The sequence below is a fragment of the Pseudomonas sp. R2-7-07 genome (assembly GCF_003852355.1).
Lineage (GTDB): Bacteria > Pseudomonadota > Gammaproteobacteria > Pseudomonadales > Pseudomonadaceae > Aquipseudomonas.
Genome location: NZ_CP027759.1, coordinates 720,873 through 736,104 on the forward strand (window position 1 = coordinate 720,873; position 15,232 = coordinate 736,104).

Consider the following 15,232-nt stretch of genomic DNA (forward strand, 5'->3'; position numbering starts at 1 on the left):
CACTCCGCTATCGGGGGCAAGCCCCCTCCCACATTTGGCCTGTGGTGGGGCTTAGTTGCTCTTCACGGCGTAGTCGGGCTTTTTGTCATTGCCCGGAATGTAAGGGCTCCACGGTTGTGCGCGGATCGGTTCATTGGTCTGCCACACCACCGAGAACTGCCCGTCGGCCTGGATTTCGCCGATCATCACTGGCTTGTGCAGGTGGTGGTTGGTCTTGTCCATGGTCAGGGTGAAGCCGGACGGTGCGGCGAAGGTCTGGCCGGCCAGGGCTTCACGCACTTTGTCGACGTCGGTGGACTTGGCCTTTTCCGCCGCCTGCGCCCACATGTGGATGCCGACGTAGGTGGCTTCCATCGGGTCGTTGGTCACGGCCTTGTCTGCGCCTGGCAGGTTGTGTTTCTTGGCGTAGGCTTTCCAGTCGGCCACGAACTTCTGGTTCACCGGGTTCTCCACCGACTGGAAGTAGTTCCAGGCCGCGAGGTTGCCCACCAGTGGCTTGGTGTCGATGCCGCGCAGCTCCTCTTCACCCACGGAGAACGCCACCACCGGTACATCGGTCGCCTTCAGGCCTTGGTTGGCCAGTTCCTTATAGAACGGCACGTTGGAGTCGCCGTTCACGGTGGAAATCACTGCGGTCTTGCCGCCAGCGGAGAACTTCTTGATGTTGGCGACGATGGTCTGGTAGTCGCTGTGGCCGAACGGGGTGTAGACCTCTTCGATGTCTTTGTCCGCCACGCCTTTGGAATGCAGGAACGAGCGCAGGATCTTGTTGGTGGTGCGCGGGTACACATAGTCGGTGCCCAGCAGGAAGAACCGCTTGGCGCCGCCGCCTTCTTCGCTCATGAGGTACTCCACCGCCGGGATCGCCTGCTGGTTCGGCGCCGCGCCGGTGTAGAACACATTGGGCGACATTTCTTCGCCTTCGTATTGCACCGGGTAGAACAACAGGCCATTGAGCTCTTCGAACACCGGCAAGACCGATTTGCGCGACACCGAGGTCCAGCAACCGAACACCACGGCGACCTTGTCCTGGGTCAGCAACTGGCGGCCTTTCTCGGCGAACAGCGGCCAGTTGGACGCGGGGTCGACCACCACCGGCTCAAGCATCTTGCCGTTCACACCGCCCTTGGCGTTGATCTCGTCGATGGTCATCAGCGCCATGTCCTTGAGCGAGGTTTCGGAGATCGCCATGGTCCCGGACAACGAGTGCAGGATGCCGACCTTGATGGTCTCGGCGGCCTGGAGGGTCCAGGTCATGCCCATGGCGGCAATGGATGCCGACAAAGTGAAAGCCTTGATCAAGCTGCGACGCTTCATGGTGCGATCTCCGTAAAACCGATAGTTTTTGTTGGGCAGATACACACGACTTTGCAAGGGCTGTGCCTGCTACGCGAGGCACAGGATTACAGGCGGGTTCGGGAGGCGCCTCGGCACAGTGGCGCACCAGCATGGCGCCACATTCCGTTGCGCAGTGCACGGCAAGCTTCAAAACAGGGCGTTGCGCAACAGGCCGTGCCGGCAGTGCGCAACCCGGTACTACGCGGTGACGCTGATCCGTGACAAGAGCAGGCGGTCCAGCACCCACACGACGATCAGCGAAGCGCCCACCAACGGGAAAATGATTGCCAGGCCGAGCATGATCGCCATGGCAGTTTTCCATCTGGGCAAATCATGACGCAGGGGCGGCACACCCAGCCCACCCTGCGGCCGACGCTTCCACCAGATCACCACGCCACTCACCGCGCTGAGCAGGATCATCAGGCAGATCACCAGCACGATCAGTTGGTTGACCCAGCCGAACATCTTGCCTTCGTGCAGCATCACGCCGGTTTCGGTGGCGCGTGCGACGCCGTTGTAATCTGCCCAGCGCACGTCGGCGAGCACCTTGCCGGTGTACTGGTCCACATGCAGCGTGGCGTCGTTGCGTGGGTCGTCGGCGAACACCGCGACCGTGAACACGCCCGTGGCCGTGGTGGGGAAGGTGATGCTGTAGCCGGGCTGGACCTGGCGCGCCGTGGCCAGGTCGACCACCTGTTGCAGGCTGACGCTGGGCGCGGCGGGGCCTGCATGCATGGCCCCGTGGTTCATGTGTTCGGCGTGATCGCCGGACATCGGCATCGGCGTGTTTTCCATGGCCCAGGGCACGGTCTGCTGGCTGGCGGAATTGAGCGTGCGTGCCTGCTGGTCTGATTGCGGCACGTTGTTCCACATCGCCGCCGGGAAGGTGTTCCACAGGTCGGCGTATTGCTTGCCCCAGAACCCTGTCCAGGTCATGCCGCTGAGCAGCATCACCAGCAGAAATGCCGCGCCCCAGAAACCGGCGACGGCGTGCAGGTCGCGCCAGAACAACCGGCCTCGGCTGCCCAGGCGTGGCCATAACACGCCCGCCGATGACTGACCGCGCGGCCACCACAGGTACAGGCCGGACACCACCAGCATCACGCCCCAACCGGCAGCGAGTTCAATCAGGCGGTCACCCGTGGTGCCGATCATCAGCTCGCCATGCAGGGCGCGGGCGATGGCTTGCAGGTTGTTCTTGGCGTCCTGCTCACCGAGCACGGTGCCGCGATACGGGTCAACGAATACAGTGATTTCGCGGCCTTGGTGTTGCATCACGAACTGCGCGCTGCTGGTGGCGTCGGCGGGCGGCAGGTATTTGCTGATCGCGGCCTGAGGGTAAGCGGCCTTGGCCCGTTGCAGTTGCGCGTCGGCGCTCAGTGCCTGCGCGGCGGCGGGCACTTTGAGCAGGTCGCCGTACATCAGGGGATCGAGCTGGGGTTTGAACAGGTAGATGATGCCGGTCAGGGCCAGCAGCACCATGACGGGGGCGACGAAGAGCCCGGCGTAGAAGTGCCAGCGCCAGGCCAGGTTGTAGAAGGAAACTGTTTTAGTGCTCATCGGGTGCTCCGCAAGGCCTTAGATTTTTTTGTGTCAGTTACACCGCCATCGGGGGCAAGCCCCCTCCCACACTTCACTGCGTTCACAAGGTTCAATTTGTGAACCCTATCCAATGTGGGAGGGGGCTTGCCCCCGATGCTTTTAGAAGCTCATGTCCACCTTGGTCCAGAGAGTGCGCCCCGGCTCCTTGATGGCTTGCGGGTCGCTGGCCGGGTAACCGAACCCGGCATTCCCCGCCAGGTTCAAATGCTCGGCATAAGCCTTGCCGAACAGATTGTCGACACCGGTACTGACCTTGAAGTTTTTATTGATGCGGTACGCCGCGTTCAGTGAGAACACACCAAAGCCGCCGCTCTTGTCGAAGTCCTTGCCGACCACATTGCCCTTGTTCGGGTCGATACGGTTTTGCGCCGCGACCACGCGCCACAAGGCCCCGGCGCTCCAGTCAGCTTCGCTGTAGGTCAGGCCCAGGCGCGCATCCAGCGGCGGCATCTGTGGTAGTGCCTTGCCGTCGCTGCTGTTCTTGCCCCAGGCGTAGGCGAGGCTGGCGTCGGCTTTCCAGTGTTGCGTCAGTGTGTAGGCCGCACCCAGTTCACCGCCCATGATGCGCGCGTCGACATTGCGCGCCTGGGAGGTGGTGCCCATCATGCCGGGCCGGTAGTCGAACAGGATGAAGTCGCGTACCTGGCCGACGTAAGCCGAGGCCCACGCTTGCAGGTCGGCGGTTTTGTATTGCGCGCCGACATCCAGCTGGGTGGTCTTCTCGGGCTTTACGCCGTCAAAGGCATTGGCCGAGCCGAGCGCGCCGGTATTGGGGGAAAACAGCTCCCAGTAATCCGGGAAGCGTTCGGCGTGGCCCACGCCGGCATACAGCGTGGTGGGGGTGTCCGCCAGGTCGTGCTCGTAGCGCACAAAGCCTGACGGCAAGGTATCGGCGCGGGTGTCGCCGGCGGTCGGGTTAGGGCGCGACATCATTCCCGAGCCCGTGCGTTGGCGAAAGTCCTTGGCCGAGGCGCGGTCCAGGCGTGCGCCGGTGATCAGGCGGTCGCGGTCGGCGGCGTACCAGGTCAGCTCGCCAAATACGCCGTAGTTGTGGAAGTTGGCGTCCTTGTCGCGCGGCAGGTCCTTGTAGGTGTCGACGCCCATGCTGCTGCGCGCGCGGTGTTCGTTGGTCTGCGCATCCAGGCCGCCGATCAACTGCACATCGGCCCAGCGCCAGGTGGCCTTGACCCTTGCACCGAGGGTGCGGCGGTCGACGTTGGAGGCCATGGGCCCGGCCATCATGCCGGTGCCGGACGGTACGCGCAGGCTGTAGTTGTCCATCACGTGGTCGGCGTAGTTGTAGTAGACCTGGGCCTCAAGCTTATCCAGCACCTCGCCGAGGTTGGACTTCTCGAAGCGCAGCCCCAGGCTTTCGCGCAGGAACTGCGACCCGTCCATACCGCGCCCGGCGTAACGTGCCTCGCCATCGCCACGGCCGGCGGTGAGCTCGAGCAGCGTATCCGCGTCGGGGGTGAAGCCGACAGCGACGTCGCCGTTCCATTTGTCATAGCGCGACGCGACCGTGTCGTTGTTGCCGTCCTTGTAATCGTCGGCATGGGCCTGGTTGCCGATCACCCGCACATAGCCCAGCGGCCCGCCGGCAGCGGCATCGATGACCTTGTCGAAACGGCCGTTGGAACCGGCCAATACGCTGGCGTTGAGCCGCGTGCCCAGCTCGCCGAAGTGTTCCGGCTCACGCTCGAACAGCACGGTGCCGGCTGATGCACCGGGGCCCCACAGCACGGTTTGCGGGCCCTTGATCACGGTGAGCTTGTCGTAGGTTTCCGGTGAGATGTACGAGGTGGGCGCATCCATCCGGCCTGGGCAGGCACCGAGCATCATGCCGCCGTTGGTGAGGATATTCAGGCGCGAGCCGAACATGCCGCGCAGCACCGGGTCGCCATTGGTGCCGCCGTTGCGTACCAGGGCGAAGCCGGGGATGGTCTTGAGGTAGTCGCCACCATCGCTGGCGGGCACTGGCTGGCGTGGGTCTTTCGGGTTGGTGACCACGGTGAGTGGCGAGCTGGGGGCGATCGCGGTGATCACCGTGGGGCTCAATTCGTGTTCCTCCGCGTGGGCCTGCGGAGCAAGCAGTGCGCCGCACAGTACGGCAAAAGCAGGGGCAACCCCCAAACGGGTGTCGGCAGAAAACCTGGACATGAAAAATTCCATCAATCAATCGTAAACGACACGGCCAGCAGCCTGCGGCTGTCTGTTTAAAGTCGGCCGGTGTGAAGTAACGCGATGTGGGGCTTACGAGGCGATGGGCGGCGCGCGACTGCGGGCGCCAGGGAAGATGCTTTGCCGGGCGTGGCCCAGGCGCGGGGCGGGGGGAAGGGCGTTGGCGGGCGGCGGGGCGTCGAGGGCGATGAAGGACACGCCGCCGGGCAGGGCCGGGCAACTGAAGAGCAGGCTGCAATAGCCGCACTTTTCCCAGAGTACGTGGTGCTCGTCGGGGGTTTTGGTGGGCTTGGACTCGCCATGGCAGCTCGGCATGTCCATCGACATACCGGCGTGATGATCCATCGGCATCGCTTGGGAAATCAGCGGGCCGATAAAGATCATCAGCATGGCGAACAGGCTGATCCAACTGCCACGCATCAGGCGCGGGCGTGGAGACAACCTGGCGCGAGAGGCGCCCATCAAGGTCAGCCTATTGGGCGTGCTGATGCGCGTGGGTGGCCACCGGCGGCGTTTTCTGCACCGATACGTTCACGACGACCTTGCCGGCCTTTTCAAAGGTCAGGGTCAGCGGGAACTGCTTGCCGTCGGCCAACAGGCTGCGGTCTTTAAGGCCCAGCAGCATGACGTGGTAAGCCATCGGCGCGAAGGTCAGCTCGCCCTTGGCCGGCACGGCGACGCTGGGCACTTGGCGCATCTTCATCAGGTCGCCTTGCATCACATGCTCGTGCAACTCGGCTTCTTCGGCGACGCTGGTTTCGACACCGAGCAGGCGATCCGGGGAAGCGCCGCTGTTATGAATCACGAAATACGCTGCGACGGTGGGCGCATTCGGCGGCAACTCCTGGGACCAAGGATCGCTGACCAACAGGTCGCCGACCTTGTAGTCATCGGCATTGGCGGCACTGAACACCGGCAGCAGCAACGCCGCCAGAAGCAGGGAAGATTTGAGCATGGCAGTTCTCCAGAACAGTTCTAAACGCAGTTCACTTGCGAAGCAGATCAGACCGTTGGAGAGGCGCGGGGGTTGAGGCTCGGCCATTGCTGGCGTGGCGTGGGATTTTGCAGTGCAGGCGCCAGCAGGCCGCGCAGGGCTTCGAACCCTGTGACATACAGCTGCGGCACATGCCCCGGCAACGCTACCCACGATGCCGAACCTGAGCAACACCAGCAATGCTGCATGGCAGAGTGATCATCCGGCGCCGCGGGAACTTCCAGCGTGCTTAGGGCGAGCGTCTTCAAGCTGGCGCCGTTGGAAGAGCAGAAACTGCCCCACATCAACCGCTTGACCGGGTCATCCGCCTGCTGCATCGCACCGGCCAGCGGCATGGCAAACGCATTGAACAGCACTGCAAGGCAGGCGATCCAGGCAATTGCAAAGCGTTGACGGGCCATGGCGGATAATCCGTAGGGTTAAACGATCAGGCGGGTATTTAGCCTGATCGGGGGGGATAAGTAAAAAGGGGCGGTGTGGTTTGGTGTCGCAGTGCTGGGTTTGAGGATAGACGGGGAATCGAGGGAGTGCCGATCAACAAGGCAACACAGGTCCAATGTGGGAGGGGGCTTGCCCCCGATAGCTGAGTGTCAGCCAGCCCATGTATGGCTGACACGTACCCATCGGGGGCAAGCCCCCTCCCACATTTGGATTGTGTTTGGTTATGGAATGGCGTTAAGCCTGCGAAGTGCGCGGGCAATGTCGGCTTGCGCCATTTTGATCAATGAACCATCGCCTGGGTCTTCTTCGATGCAGGCTTCGAGGAAAGCATCCATATCTTCTTGTGTGTGAAGATGGTCCGCAGTGTCGAAATTTGTGAATTTTGCCTTTCTGTCAGGCAAGTATTGGGCTTTTTTCAGCCATTGGGTCAAGCGTGCTGCGACTTCGGGTTCATCCCGGTTTAGTTCGTCGGCCTCAAGTCTTAGCGCGTGTGCGAACTCGGGATTCGCGATTATGTGTTCGATAATCGTACTTTCAGCAGGCCGAGTCAGGTTCCGCGTACGGGGTTTGTTAGTCATGTGAACCTCATGTTTACGCCGGTGGACGAAGTGTTGAGGATCATCGCCAAGGGTATGCAGTTCTAGGTAGTCAGCGAGTTCCGTTGCGCATGTAGGTAAAGTCTCCTTGATCCGTTACGCAGTCCGAATATGAATTCGTGCACAGAATTCTCCGACAACTCTTTGAGGTTGCCGGTAGGAAACTCAATCTCTAGTCTCCGTACACCGCTGCAAACTCAGCGGTCGGGCGTCGCGGCCCGGATTTCTATGGACGCTGAGCGTCATCGTCTGCTTTCAGTTGGCGCTTTTTTATCGTCTACTGTGCAGCGCTATGGCGGCTGTGCGCGGGATACCTTCGGGTATGCCGGGTTTCCTTAGGACCGGTCCGCGAACCTGCGTACAGCTGCCACCCCCATCGCGTCGCGGCGATCAATGGCAGCTCCACTTTCCTAAGGAGCTTCACAATGATCAAACCCACCCCAAATCCCCCCATCCGGCTGTTCACCGTGGCCGATGGAGTCAGCACCGAAGACCTGCTGGTCAACCTCAGCGAAACACTCGCCTCGGCCAATGCGCTGAGTTGCGGCATTGCCTTTAACCTGGAAGGCGCACCACGCGAGGAATTGCTGGGCGTTGCGCAGTTGATTGAGCTGGCGCAATTGCTTGCTGACAGGGTGCACGAAGGTGTAGGGCAGGCTGCAAGTCGTTAACAAGTTCGATGAGCGATCGTTCCTGCGCTTAGGCGTGGGAATGATCGTGTGGCAGGTATCAGACCTCCCAGCTGGCTTCCCGTATATGATTGAAATTAACGACATCTACGCAGTGCTGATGAGCAAACCCTGCGACCCTGAGATCATCAGTCAAAACCAGATAATTATCTTTTGCTGCGGCAACAATGCCGACGTCGGTAAGACCGTAGGGCGATAGCTCATAATCACGACTTATAGCCAAAGCTGGATTATGAATCTCGATTATTGTTGACAGTGAATTTTTTAATGTTGAATAAAAATCGCGCAGCTTACTTCCATGAAGTCCGTTTGTAAGGTTGCTGACTTCAGCGAGTATGTGAGGGGTTGCAACAAGCTTTTCGAACTGATCAATCACTTTGAGTAGAAGTTGATAGTCGTCATCGCTGTAGCCGCGTGTTCTCTTGAACGCTACGATGCTGGACGTTCCTCCTATCAGGGCCAGGAGTAGCAAATTAGTGTCAACGATGAGTCCTTTTCTTCGATATTGCTTGATGTAGGCCTCTATCATACTTCGCGAATCTTCATGGAGCGGAACTCGCCAGTCTCCGAGTCAATGATGAATGTTTTGTATTTTCGTGCATACATGTGTCCCGCGAGAGATGCACCTAGTCGTTCATATTGATTGGGGTTGGGAACATTGAAGCCCAGTGTAATGGCCCAGGTTTTATTATCTGGATTCAACTCTACTTCCTCAAGCATCAGGTCTTGCAGGGCTGTCTCTTGTCCGAGAAAGTCGTTTGCGGCTGCCTTGGCAACTTGGACGGCTTCTTTAACTTCTATCATGTCAGCTCCTGAATATCCTTGGGTCTGGCTTGAACTGTTCCTGGAGTTTAGCACTTCGTGTTGTGGGTTCATCGCCGTCCCTTGTAGCAACAATAGATCGGATAGAGGTGGCGGATGATCCTGATCTATCGAATGAAATCTGCCAACGAATCGATTGTTTCTGCGGGCGACAAAAGCTCCCGATCTACCGCCGCCAACACCGGCCGCTTCAACACCAACACCGGCACCCCGCGTTCCCGCGCCACTTCCAGCTTCGGCTCGGTGGCTGTGCTGCCACTGTTCTTGCTGATCAGCACATCAATTCTGCGCCGTTCAAACAGCGCACGTTCGTCTTCAAGCAGGAACGGACCGCGTGCGCCAATCACTTCACAGCGATCATTGCCCGGATACACATCCAGCGCGCGCAGCGTCCAGAATTGGTTGGCGGGGATTTCGTCGAGGTGCTGCAACGGTTCGCGACCCAAGGTGAAGAGGGGACGATTGAACGGTTTGAGTGCTTCGATCAGCTCGGCCCAATCACTGACCTCACGCCAATCGTCACCGGCCTGCGGCTGCCACGCTGGTCGGCGCAACGCCCAGCAGGGGACACCGCACAACTGCGCCGCCTGTGCCGCGTTCTGGCTGATCTGCGCCGCGTATGGATGGGTCGCATCGAGGATCAGACTGATCCCCGCATCCCGAACAAACTGCGCCAAGCCCTCAGCGCCACCGTAACCGCCGACCCGCACTTGGCAGGTGAGATCGGTCGGCACACGTCCCACGCCCGCCAGGCTGTAGATATGTTCCGGCCCTAACGTCCGCGCGATGGCCAGCGCTTCGGTCACGCCACCCAGCAGCAGAATTCGTTTCATAGCGGCTTGACCACCTCCAGCAAGGTAATCGGCAGCGCCTGGCGCCAGGTATCGAACTCTCCCAGCGGCTGCGCCTGCGCCACATGGATGCACGTCAGTTCGCCGCCGTGCTCGGCGCGCCAGTTCATCAGGGTCATTTCGCTTTGCAGGGTTACGGCGTTGGCGACGAGTCGACCACCGGGGCGCAGCTGTTGCCAGCAGCTGTCGAGTACGCCGTCGCGGGTGACGCCGCCGCCGATGAAGATGGCGTCGGGTGTCGGCAGGCCATGCAAGGCGTCCGGGGCGGTGCCGCGTACCAGGTGCAGGCCGGGCACGCCGAGGGCGTCGCGATTGTGTTCGATCAAGTCTTGGCGGCCTGCGTCGGCTTCAATCGCCAGTGCGCGGCAACTGGGATGAGTGCGCATCCATTCGATACCGATGGAACCGCTGCCTGCGCCCACGTCCCACAGCAGCTCGCCCGGCATGGGGGCCAGGCGCGCGAGGGTCATGGCGCGCACATCGCGCTTGGTCAGCTGGCCGTCGTGCTTAAAGGCGCTATCCGGCAGGCCTGCCAGGCGCGACAGGCGTGGCGTGTCGGGCGAGGCCAGGCACTCGATGGCGACCAGGTTCAGATCGGCGGCCGAGTGGTGCTGCCAATCCTCGGCCAGGCCGTCGACACGTCGCTCATTCGCCCCGCCCAAGTGTTCAAACACGCTCAATCGGCTCGGCCCGAACCCGGCCTCGGTCAACACCGCAGCGATCAACGCAGGGCTGCCGCCGTCATTACTCAGCACTAACACGCGCACACCGCTGGCCAGATGCGCGTTGATTGCCGCGACGGGCCGCGCCACCACGGATAACGTCACCACGTCCTGTAACGGCCAGCCCAAACGCGCGGCTGCAAGGGATACCGACGACGGCGCGGGCACAATCAGCAACTCTTGCGCCGCAATCTGTCGCGCCAGACTGGCGCCCACGCCATAGAACATCGGGTCGCCGCTGGCCAATACGCACACCGGTTCACCGCGCCGCGCCAGTACCGGTTCCAGGGAGAACGGGCTCGGCCACAACTCGCGCTCACCGCGAATGCACACCGGCAACAGGTCCAACTGGCGCTGCGCCCCTATAATCCGTGTGGCGTGCAACAAGGCGTGCCGAGCGTTTCTGCCCAGGCCCTTGAAGCCGTCTTCACCGATGCCTACTACCGTCAGCCAGGGCGACATATCAATTCCTTGAGCGACATCCGACGGGCAGGCTTTTCATGCCGTCGGACAAAGCAGGCATAATACCGCGCCTTTACCCGTCAACCGGAAGCCCCGTGAAGCCAACGCCCGCTCTGAATACCTTGCGCCCCTCGGCTTGTCCGGGGTTGTTGCGCATCGTCCAGGCGCTGGACGGCGGTATTTGTCGGATCAAACTGGCCGGTGGCTCGATCACCGCGGCCCAAGCCAACGCCGTGGCGGACGCTGCCCAGGCGTACGCGGGCGGGGTGATTGAGGCGACCAACCGCTCCAACCTGCAGATTCGCGGGATCGGCGCCGAGCAGGAGGCCTTGATCGCGATGTTGCTGGCGGCAGGCCTCGGCCCGAGCAATGCGGGCGGTGATGACGTGCGCAACCTGATGCTCAGCCCCAGCGCCGGCATCGACCCGCAGATGCTGTTCGACACGCGCCCACTGGCCGGGCAGATCCTCGCCACCCTGGAAAACCATCCACGCTTTCATGAGCTGTCGGCCAAATTCGCCGTGCAGCTGGATGGCTTCGAGGCCTTGGCGATGCTCGAACATCATCACGATCTGTGGCTGTCGGCCTTCGAACAGGCGGGTGAAACCCTGCTCGCGTTCGGCCTGGCCGGCTGTCCTGGCCTGAACGCACCGTTGGCCGCTGTGCGCTTGGACCAAGGCCATGCGCTGGTGGTGGCCGTGCTCGAAGCCTTTCTCGACCTGGCCACGCCGGAACAAACGCGCATGCGCCAGCTGGTTGTGGATAACTTACTGAGCCGCCTGCGCCTGCCGCTACTGCCTGCGGATGGCTTCAACCGCCCGGCCAGCAGCGCGTCAGGCCATCCGGGCAGTTATCCACAGCGCCAGCAAGGCCGGTTCTATGTCACCGCCGCCGCGCCATTGGGCCGCCTGGATTCGGCGATGCTCAAGGGCGCTGCACAGCTGGCCTGCGAGTATGGCGACGCGACCTTGCGGTTCACCCCTTGGCAGGGCGTGCTGCTGCCTAACCTCACACAGCCAGGCGTGGTGACCGAGCAGTTGGCGCAACTGGGCTTTCTCTGCGCAGCCGACCAACCCCTGGCGCGCCTGATCGCCTGCACCGGTTCCAGTGGCTGCGGCAAAGGCTTGTCGGATACCAAGGCCGACGCCGTGCAATTGGCCGGCCTGCAACCGGGTCACGACGTTCATCTGTCCGGCTGCCCGCGCTCCTGCGCCGCTGCACACACCGCGCCGGTCACCTTGCTGGCGGTGAGCCCCGGCCACTACGATCTCTATTTTCGCGATGCTGCTCATCCAGGTTTTGGCCGGCTGCACGCGCGCACTCTTTCTATTGACGCGGCGGGCGCCTTGCTGCGCGCTCGCCCACGGAGCAACACCGATGATTGATTACATCCGCGACGGTCAGGAGATCTATCGCAACTCCTTCGCCATTATTCGCGCGGAGGCCAACCTGGCGCGTATCCCGGCGGATCTGGAGAAACTCGCGGTGCGGGTGATTCATGCATGCGGCATGGTCGAGGCCATCGACGGCCTGCAATTTTCCGACGGCGCAGGCAAGGCCGGACGCGACGCGCTGGCGGCGGGCGCACCGATTTTATGCGATGCGCGGATGGTCTCCGAAGGCGTGACCCGTGCGCGCCTGCCGGCCAACAACAAGGTGATCTGCACTCTGCGCGACGACAGCGTGCCGGAGCTGGCGCGCGAGCTTGGCAACACACGCTCCGCCGCTGCCCTGGAACTCTGGCGCCCGCATTTGGCCGGCAGCGTGGTGGTGATCGGCAACGCGCCGACCGCCTTGTTCTACCTGTTGGAAATGCTCGACGCCGGCGCGCCGAAACCGGCGTTGATCCTCGGTTTTCCGGTGGGTTTTGTTGGTGCCGCCGAATCCAAGGCGATGCTCGCCGCCGACAGCCGTGGTGTGCCGTTCGTGATCATGCAGGGCCGCCTGGGTGGTAGCGCCATGGCCGCCGCCGCCGTCAATGCGCTCGCCACGGAGGTTGAATAATGCCTGCACGCGGACGTCTGATCGGCCTGGGCGTAGGGCCCGGCGACCCGGAACTGATCACCCTCAAGGCCCTGCGCCTGCTGCGCGAATCGCCGGTGGTGGCGTACTTCGTGGCCAAGGGCAAGAAGGGCAATGCCTTCGGCATCATCGAAGACCACCTGGTGCCCCAGCAAACCCTGATGCCGCTGGTGTACCCGGTGACCACCGAGGCGCTGCCGGCGCCGCTGTCCTATGAGCAAGTGATCAGCGATTTCTACGACACGGCCAGCGTCGCCGTGGCCGCGCACCTGGATGCCGGCCGCGATGTGGCGGTGATCTGCGAAGGCGACCCGTTCTTCTATGGCTCCTACATGTACCTGCATGACCGCCTCGCCGAGCGCTATGAGGCGCAGGTCATCCCCGGCGTGTGTTCGATGCTGGGCGGTGCTTCGGTATTGGGCGCGCCGCTGGTGTATCGCAATCAGAGCCTGTCGGTGCTCTCCGGCGTGTTGCCCCACGATGACCTCAAGCGCCGACTGGCGGACGCGGATGCGGCGGTGATCATGAAGCTGGGGCGCAACTTTCCCAAGGTGCGCCAGGTATTGGAAGAACTCGGTCTGGCCGGGCGCGCGCTGTATGTGGAGCGCGCCACCATGGCCAATCAGAAAATCGTGCCGCTGGATCAGGTGGAGCCGATGTCGTCGCCGTATTTCTCGTTGATCATCGTGCCCGGTGAACGGTGGCAAGGTTGATGAGCCCGGCGATTGTCATTCTGGGCCAGGGCAGCCTGGCGACCGCGCGCAGGATCCAGCAACTTTACCCGGCTGCGCTGATCCATGGCCTGGACGGTCGGGTTGAGGGTGCAGACCAACGCTACAGCGAATTCGGCGCCACCCTGCGCCAGCTCTACCAGCAAGGCACGCCGCTGATTGCGCTGTGCGCCACCGGCATCGTGATCCGCACCCTTGCGCCGCTCTTGCTCGAAAAGGGTGAGGAGCCGGCCGTGCTGGCCGTCGCCGAAGACGGCAGCGCCGTGGTGCCGCTGCTGGGCGGCCTGGGCGGCGTGAATGTGATGGCGCGCGAGATTGCCGCCGCGTTGGGCGTGGCAGCGGCGATCACCACCAGCGGCGAGTTGCGGTTCGGCACCTGCCTGCTCAACCCGCCCACGGGCTATGCGTTGGCGGACCTGGAGCTGGGCAAGCGCTTTGTCTCGGACCTGCTGGCCGGTGAAAGCGTGCGCATCGAAGGCGCGGCGCCCTGGCTGGAGCAGGCCAATTTGCCGCAGGATCCGCAGGCACGCCTGGCGATTCATGTGGGCAGTGCCGAGCGTACGCCTGCCGCCAACGAATTGCTGATCTACCCGAAGACGGTGTGCGTCACCTGCAAGCCCGGTGCGCACCTGGCGGCACGTGTGCGCACGGCCTTGCAGGAGGCGGGCATTGCCGTGCAAGCGCTGGCGTGCCTGCTGGCGAGCGATCTGCAGATGGCCGAAGCCTCGTTGCATGAGGCCGCGTTGGAATTGGGCGTACCGCTGCGGTTTGCCGAGCTTGAGCCGCTCGCGGACATCACCCTCAGCGTGGCCAAGCAGCCGGTGGATGTGTCACAGGTAGGCCGCCCGCGCGGCCGTCTCGCCGTGATCGGCCTTGGCCCTGGCGCCGCTGACTTGATGGTGCCGGCCGTCAAGGCCGAGTTGGCGCGCTGCACCGATGTGCTGGGCTACGAAACCTACGTGCGCATGGCCGGACCGTTCCGTGACGACCAGGTGCAGCACTGCACGGACAACCGCGAAGAAATGCAGCGCGCACGTCACGCCTTCGAACTGGCCGCCCAAGGGCGCTCGGTGGTGGTGGTGTCGTCCGGCGACCCCGGTGTATTCGCCATGGCCGCTGCGGTGATCGAGGCGTTGCATGAGTCCAGCGACCCGGCCTGGCATCAGGTCGACCTGCAGATCCTGCCTGGTGTCTCGGCTTCCCTGGCCACCGCTGCCCAGGCGGGCGCGCCGCTGGGGCATGATTTCTGTGTGATGTCGCTGTCGGATAACCTCAAGCCCTGGTCGATCATCGAAAAGCGTCTGGACCTCGCGTCCCAGGCCGACCTGGCGCTGGCGTTCTACAACCCGATTTCCCGTGCGCGCCCGTGGCAACTGGGGCGTGCGCTGGAGATCGTCGCGCAGCACCGCACGCCTGAAACACCGGTGGTACTGGGCCGTGATATCGGTCGCCCCGGCCAGACACTGCGCGTCACCACGCTGGGCCAGCTCACCCCGGACCAGGTGGATATGCGGACCATGGTGCTGGTCGGCTCGTCCACCACCTGCACCTTTGCGCGTGCCGGCGGCGGGGAGTGGGTGTACACACCGCGCTGGTACGGCGGTAAACCCGCCTCCTGAAAACACCTCGGCGGTGGTCCGAAAGCTCCGAATGACTCAAGGATTTTCCTGTAGTCGTTCGGGGCTTTTTCTTTTTTTTACGACGAAACCATGAAGCCCTTCGTGCATGCCGCGCTATTGCTGGACGGCGCGCTTGGCCGAGCCGCGCCAAGGGATGTTTGT

General features: G+C 62.6%; 16 protein-coding genes. 5 read left to right on the forward strand and 11 right to left on the reverse strand.

Annotated elements, in window-relative coordinates:
- Nucleotides 1-51 precede the first annotated feature (51 nt).
- The 7 genes from urtA to C4J86_RS27315 form a co-directional block, all read right to left on the reverse strand.
- Entirely contained in the window at nucleotides 52-1,317 is a 1,266-nt protein-coding gene (gene urtA / locus C4J86_RS03020) for an urea ABC transporter substrate-binding protein (RefSeq protein WP_124365666.1), read from the reverse strand.
- A 219-nt stretch (nucleotides 1,318-1,536) separates the two neighbouring features.
- Nucleotides 1,537-2,898 carry a PepSY domain-containing protein gene (locus C4J86_RS03025; protein ID WP_124369420.1) on the reverse strand — a complete coding sequence of 454 codons (1,362 nt, stop codon included), beginning with the start codon at nucleotides 2,896-2,898 and terminating at the stop codon, nucleotides 1,537-1,539.
- A 141-nt stretch (nucleotides 2,899-3,039) separates the two neighbouring features.
- Nucleotides 3,040-5,100 carry a TonB-dependent copper receptor gene (locus C4J86_RS03030; protein ID WP_124369421.1) on the reverse strand — a complete coding sequence of 687 codons (2,061 nt, stop codon included), beginning with the start codon at nucleotides 5,098-5,100 and terminating at the stop codon, nucleotides 3,040-3,042.
- 93 nt (nucleotides 5,101-5,193) lie between these two features.
- The gene (locus tag C4J86_RS03035; RefSeq protein WP_124369422.1) at nucleotides 5,194-5,583 is read right to left on the reverse strand and encodes a DUF2946 domain-containing protein; all 390 of its coding nucleotides are present in this window, start codon (nucleotides 5,581-5,583) and stop codon (nucleotides 5,194-5,196) included.
- Between the two features lie 10 nt (nucleotides 5,584-5,593).
- Nucleotides 5,594-6,076 (reverse strand): copper chaperone PCu(A)C, encoded by a 483-nt coding sequence (locus tag C4J86_RS03040; protein WP_124369423.1) that lies wholly within the window; start codon nucleotides 6,074-6,076, stop codon nucleotides 5,594-5,596.
- Nucleotides 6,077-6,123: 47 nt separating this feature from the next.
- Complete coding sequence (locus tag C4J86_RS03045; protein ID WP_124369424.1) at nucleotides 6,124-6,516, reverse strand: DUF2946 domain-containing protein; 393 nt, start codon at nucleotides 6,514-6,516, stop codon at nucleotides 6,124-6,126.
- 261 nt (nucleotides 6,517-6,777) lie between these two features.
- A complete protein-coding gene (locus tag C4J86_RS27315; RefSeq protein ID WP_256681422.1) occupies nucleotides 6,778-7,134 on the reverse strand; it encodes a DNA-binding protein in 357 nt (118 codons plus the stop codon).
- A gap of 443 nt (nucleotides 7,135-7,577) precedes the next feature.
- Here C4J86_RS27315 and C4J86_RS03055 point away from each other — a divergent pair, with 443 nt between their 5' ends.
- Nucleotides 7,578-7,823 carry a DUF6124 family protein gene (locus C4J86_RS03055; protein ID WP_124369425.1) on the forward strand — a complete coding sequence of 82 codons (246 nt, stop codon included), beginning with the start codon at nucleotides 7,578-7,580 and terminating at the stop codon, nucleotides 7,821-7,823.
- A 58-nt stretch (nucleotides 7,824-7,881) separates the two neighbouring features.
- Here C4J86_RS03055 and C4J86_RS03060 read toward each other — a convergent pair whose 3' ends face one another.
- The 4 genes from C4J86_RS03060 to cbiE all read right to left on the reverse strand — a co-directional run bounded on the left by C4J86_RS03060 (nucleotide 7,882) and on the right by cbiE (nucleotide 10,698).
- Nucleotides 7,882-8,370: a PIN domain-containing protein gene (locus C4J86_RS03060; RefSeq protein ID WP_124369426.1), complete on the reverse strand. Its 489-nt coding sequence runs from the start codon at nucleotides 8,368-8,370 to the stop codon at nucleotides 7,882-7,884.
- Nucleotides 8,367-8,645 (reverse strand): hypothetical protein, encoded by a 279-nt coding sequence (locus C4J86_RS03065; RefSeq protein WP_124369427.1) that lies wholly within the window; start codon nucleotides 8,643-8,645, stop codon nucleotides 8,367-8,369. The genes C4J86_RS03060 and C4J86_RS03065 overlap by 4 nt, the downstream gene beginning before the upstream one ends.
- Nucleotides 8,646-8,770: 125 nt before the next feature.
- A complete protein-coding gene (locus C4J86_RS03070) occupies nucleotides 8,771-9,496 on the reverse strand; it encodes a cobalt-precorrin-6A reductase (protein WP_124369428.1) in 726 nt (241 codons plus the stop codon).
- Nucleotides 9,493-10,698, reverse strand: a complete 1,206-nt coding sequence (gene cbiE / locus C4J86_RS03075) for a precorrin-6y C5,15-methyltransferase (decarboxylating) subunit CbiE (protein WP_124369429.1) — start codon at nucleotides 10,696-10,698, stop codon at nucleotides 9,493-9,495. The genes C4J86_RS03070 and cbiE overlap by 4 nt, the downstream gene beginning before the upstream one ends.
- A gap of 38 nt (nucleotides 10,699-10,736) precedes the next feature.
- Here cbiE and cobG point away from each other — a divergent pair, with 38 nt between their 5' ends.
- Genes cobG through cobJ form a run of 4 tightly spaced genes read left to right on the forward strand, consistent with a single transcriptional unit; the run spans nucleotide 10,737 to nucleotide 15,070 of the window.
- Complete coding sequence (gene cobG, locus C4J86_RS03080) at nucleotides 10,737-12,083, forward strand: precorrin-3B synthase (RefSeq protein ID WP_124369430.1); 1,347 nt, start codon at nucleotides 10,737-10,739, stop codon at nucleotides 12,081-12,083.
- Nucleotides 12,076-12,702: a precorrin-8X methylmutase gene (locus C4J86_RS03085; protein ID WP_124361086.1), complete on the forward strand. Its 627-nt coding sequence runs from the start codon at nucleotides 12,076-12,078 to the stop codon at nucleotides 12,700-12,702. Before cobG ends, C4J86_RS03085 begins: the two co-directional genes overlap by 8 nt.
- A complete protein-coding gene (locus tag C4J86_RS03090) occupies nucleotides 12,702-13,433 on the forward strand; it encodes a precorrin-2 C(20)-methyltransferase (RefSeq protein WP_124365677.1) in 732 nt (243 codons plus the stop codon). Before C4J86_RS03085 ends, C4J86_RS03090 begins: the two co-directional genes overlap by 1 nt.
- Complete coding sequence (gene cobJ, locus C4J86_RS03095) at nucleotides 13,433-15,070, forward strand: precorrin-3B C(17)-methyltransferase (RefSeq protein WP_124369431.1); 1,638 nt, start codon at nucleotides 13,433-13,435, stop codon at nucleotides 15,068-15,070. Before C4J86_RS03090 ends, cobJ begins: the two co-directional genes overlap by 1 nt.
- The last annotated feature ends 162 nt before the right edge of the window (nucleotides 15,071-15,232 follow it).

Excerpts from the sequence above, each read along its gene's own strand:
- urtA (WP_124365666.1), bottom strand. The coding sequence starts at position 1,317 with ATGAAGCGTCGCAGCTTGATCAAGGCTTTCACTTTGTCGGCATCCATT.
- C4J86_RS03025 (WP_124369420.1), bottom strand. The coding sequence starts at position 2,898 with ATGAGCACTAAAACAGTTTCCTTCTACAACCTGGCCTGGCGCTGGCAC.
- C4J86_RS03030 (WP_124369421.1), bottom strand. The coding sequence starts at position 5,100 with ATGTCCAGGTTTTCTGCCGACACCCGTTTGGGGGTTGCCCCTGCTTTT.
- C4J86_RS03035 (WP_124369422.1), bottom strand. The coding sequence starts at position 5,583 with ATGGGCGCCTCTCGCGCCAGGTTGTCTCCACGCCCGCGCCTGATGCGT.
- C4J86_RS03040 (WP_124369423.1), bottom strand. The coding sequence starts at position 6,076 with ATGCTCAAATCTTCCCTGCTTCTGGCGGCGTTGCTGCTGCCGGTGTTC.
- C4J86_RS03045 (WP_124369424.1), bottom strand. The coding sequence starts at position 6,516 with ATGGCCCGTCAACGCTTTGCAATTGCCTGGATCGCCTGCCTTGCAGTG.
- C4J86_RS27315 (WP_256681422.1), bottom strand. The coding sequence starts at position 7,134 with ATGACTAACAAACCCCGTACGCGGAACCTGACTCGGCCTGCTGAAAGT.
- C4J86_RS03055 (WP_124369425.1), top strand. The coding sequence starts at position 7,578 with ATGATCAAACCCACCCCAAATCCCCCCATCCGGCTGTTCACCGTGGCC.
- C4J86_RS03060 (WP_124369426.1), bottom strand. The coding sequence starts at position 8,370 with ATGATAGAGGCCTACATCAAGCAATATCGAAGAAAAGGACTCATCGTT.
- C4J86_RS03065 (WP_124369427.1), bottom strand. The coding sequence starts at position 8,645 with ATGATAGAAGTTAAAGAAGCCGTCCAAGTTGCCAAGGCAGCCGCAAAC.
- C4J86_RS03070 (WP_124369428.1), bottom strand. The coding sequence starts at position 9,496 with ATGAAACGAATTCTGCTGCTGGGTGGCGTGACCGAAGCGCTGGCCATC.
- cbiE (WP_124369429.1), bottom strand. The coding sequence starts at position 10,698 with ATGTCGCCCTGGCTGACGGTAGTAGGCATCGGTGAAGACGGCTTCAAG.
- cobG (WP_124369430.1), top strand. The coding sequence starts at position 10,737 with ATGCCGTCGGACAAAGCAGGCATAATACCGCGCCTTTACCCGTCAACC.
- C4J86_RS03085 (WP_124361086.1), top strand. The coding sequence starts at position 12,076 with ATGATTGATTACATCCGCGACGGTCAGGAGATCTATCGCAACTCCTTC.
- C4J86_RS03090 (WP_124365677.1), top strand. The coding sequence starts at position 12,702 with ATGCCTGCACGCGGACGTCTGATCGGCCTGGGCGTAGGGCCCGGCGAC.
- cobJ (WP_124369431.1), top strand. The coding sequence starts at position 13,433 with ATGAGCCCGGCGATTGTCATTCTGGGCCAGGGCAGCCTGGCGACCGCG.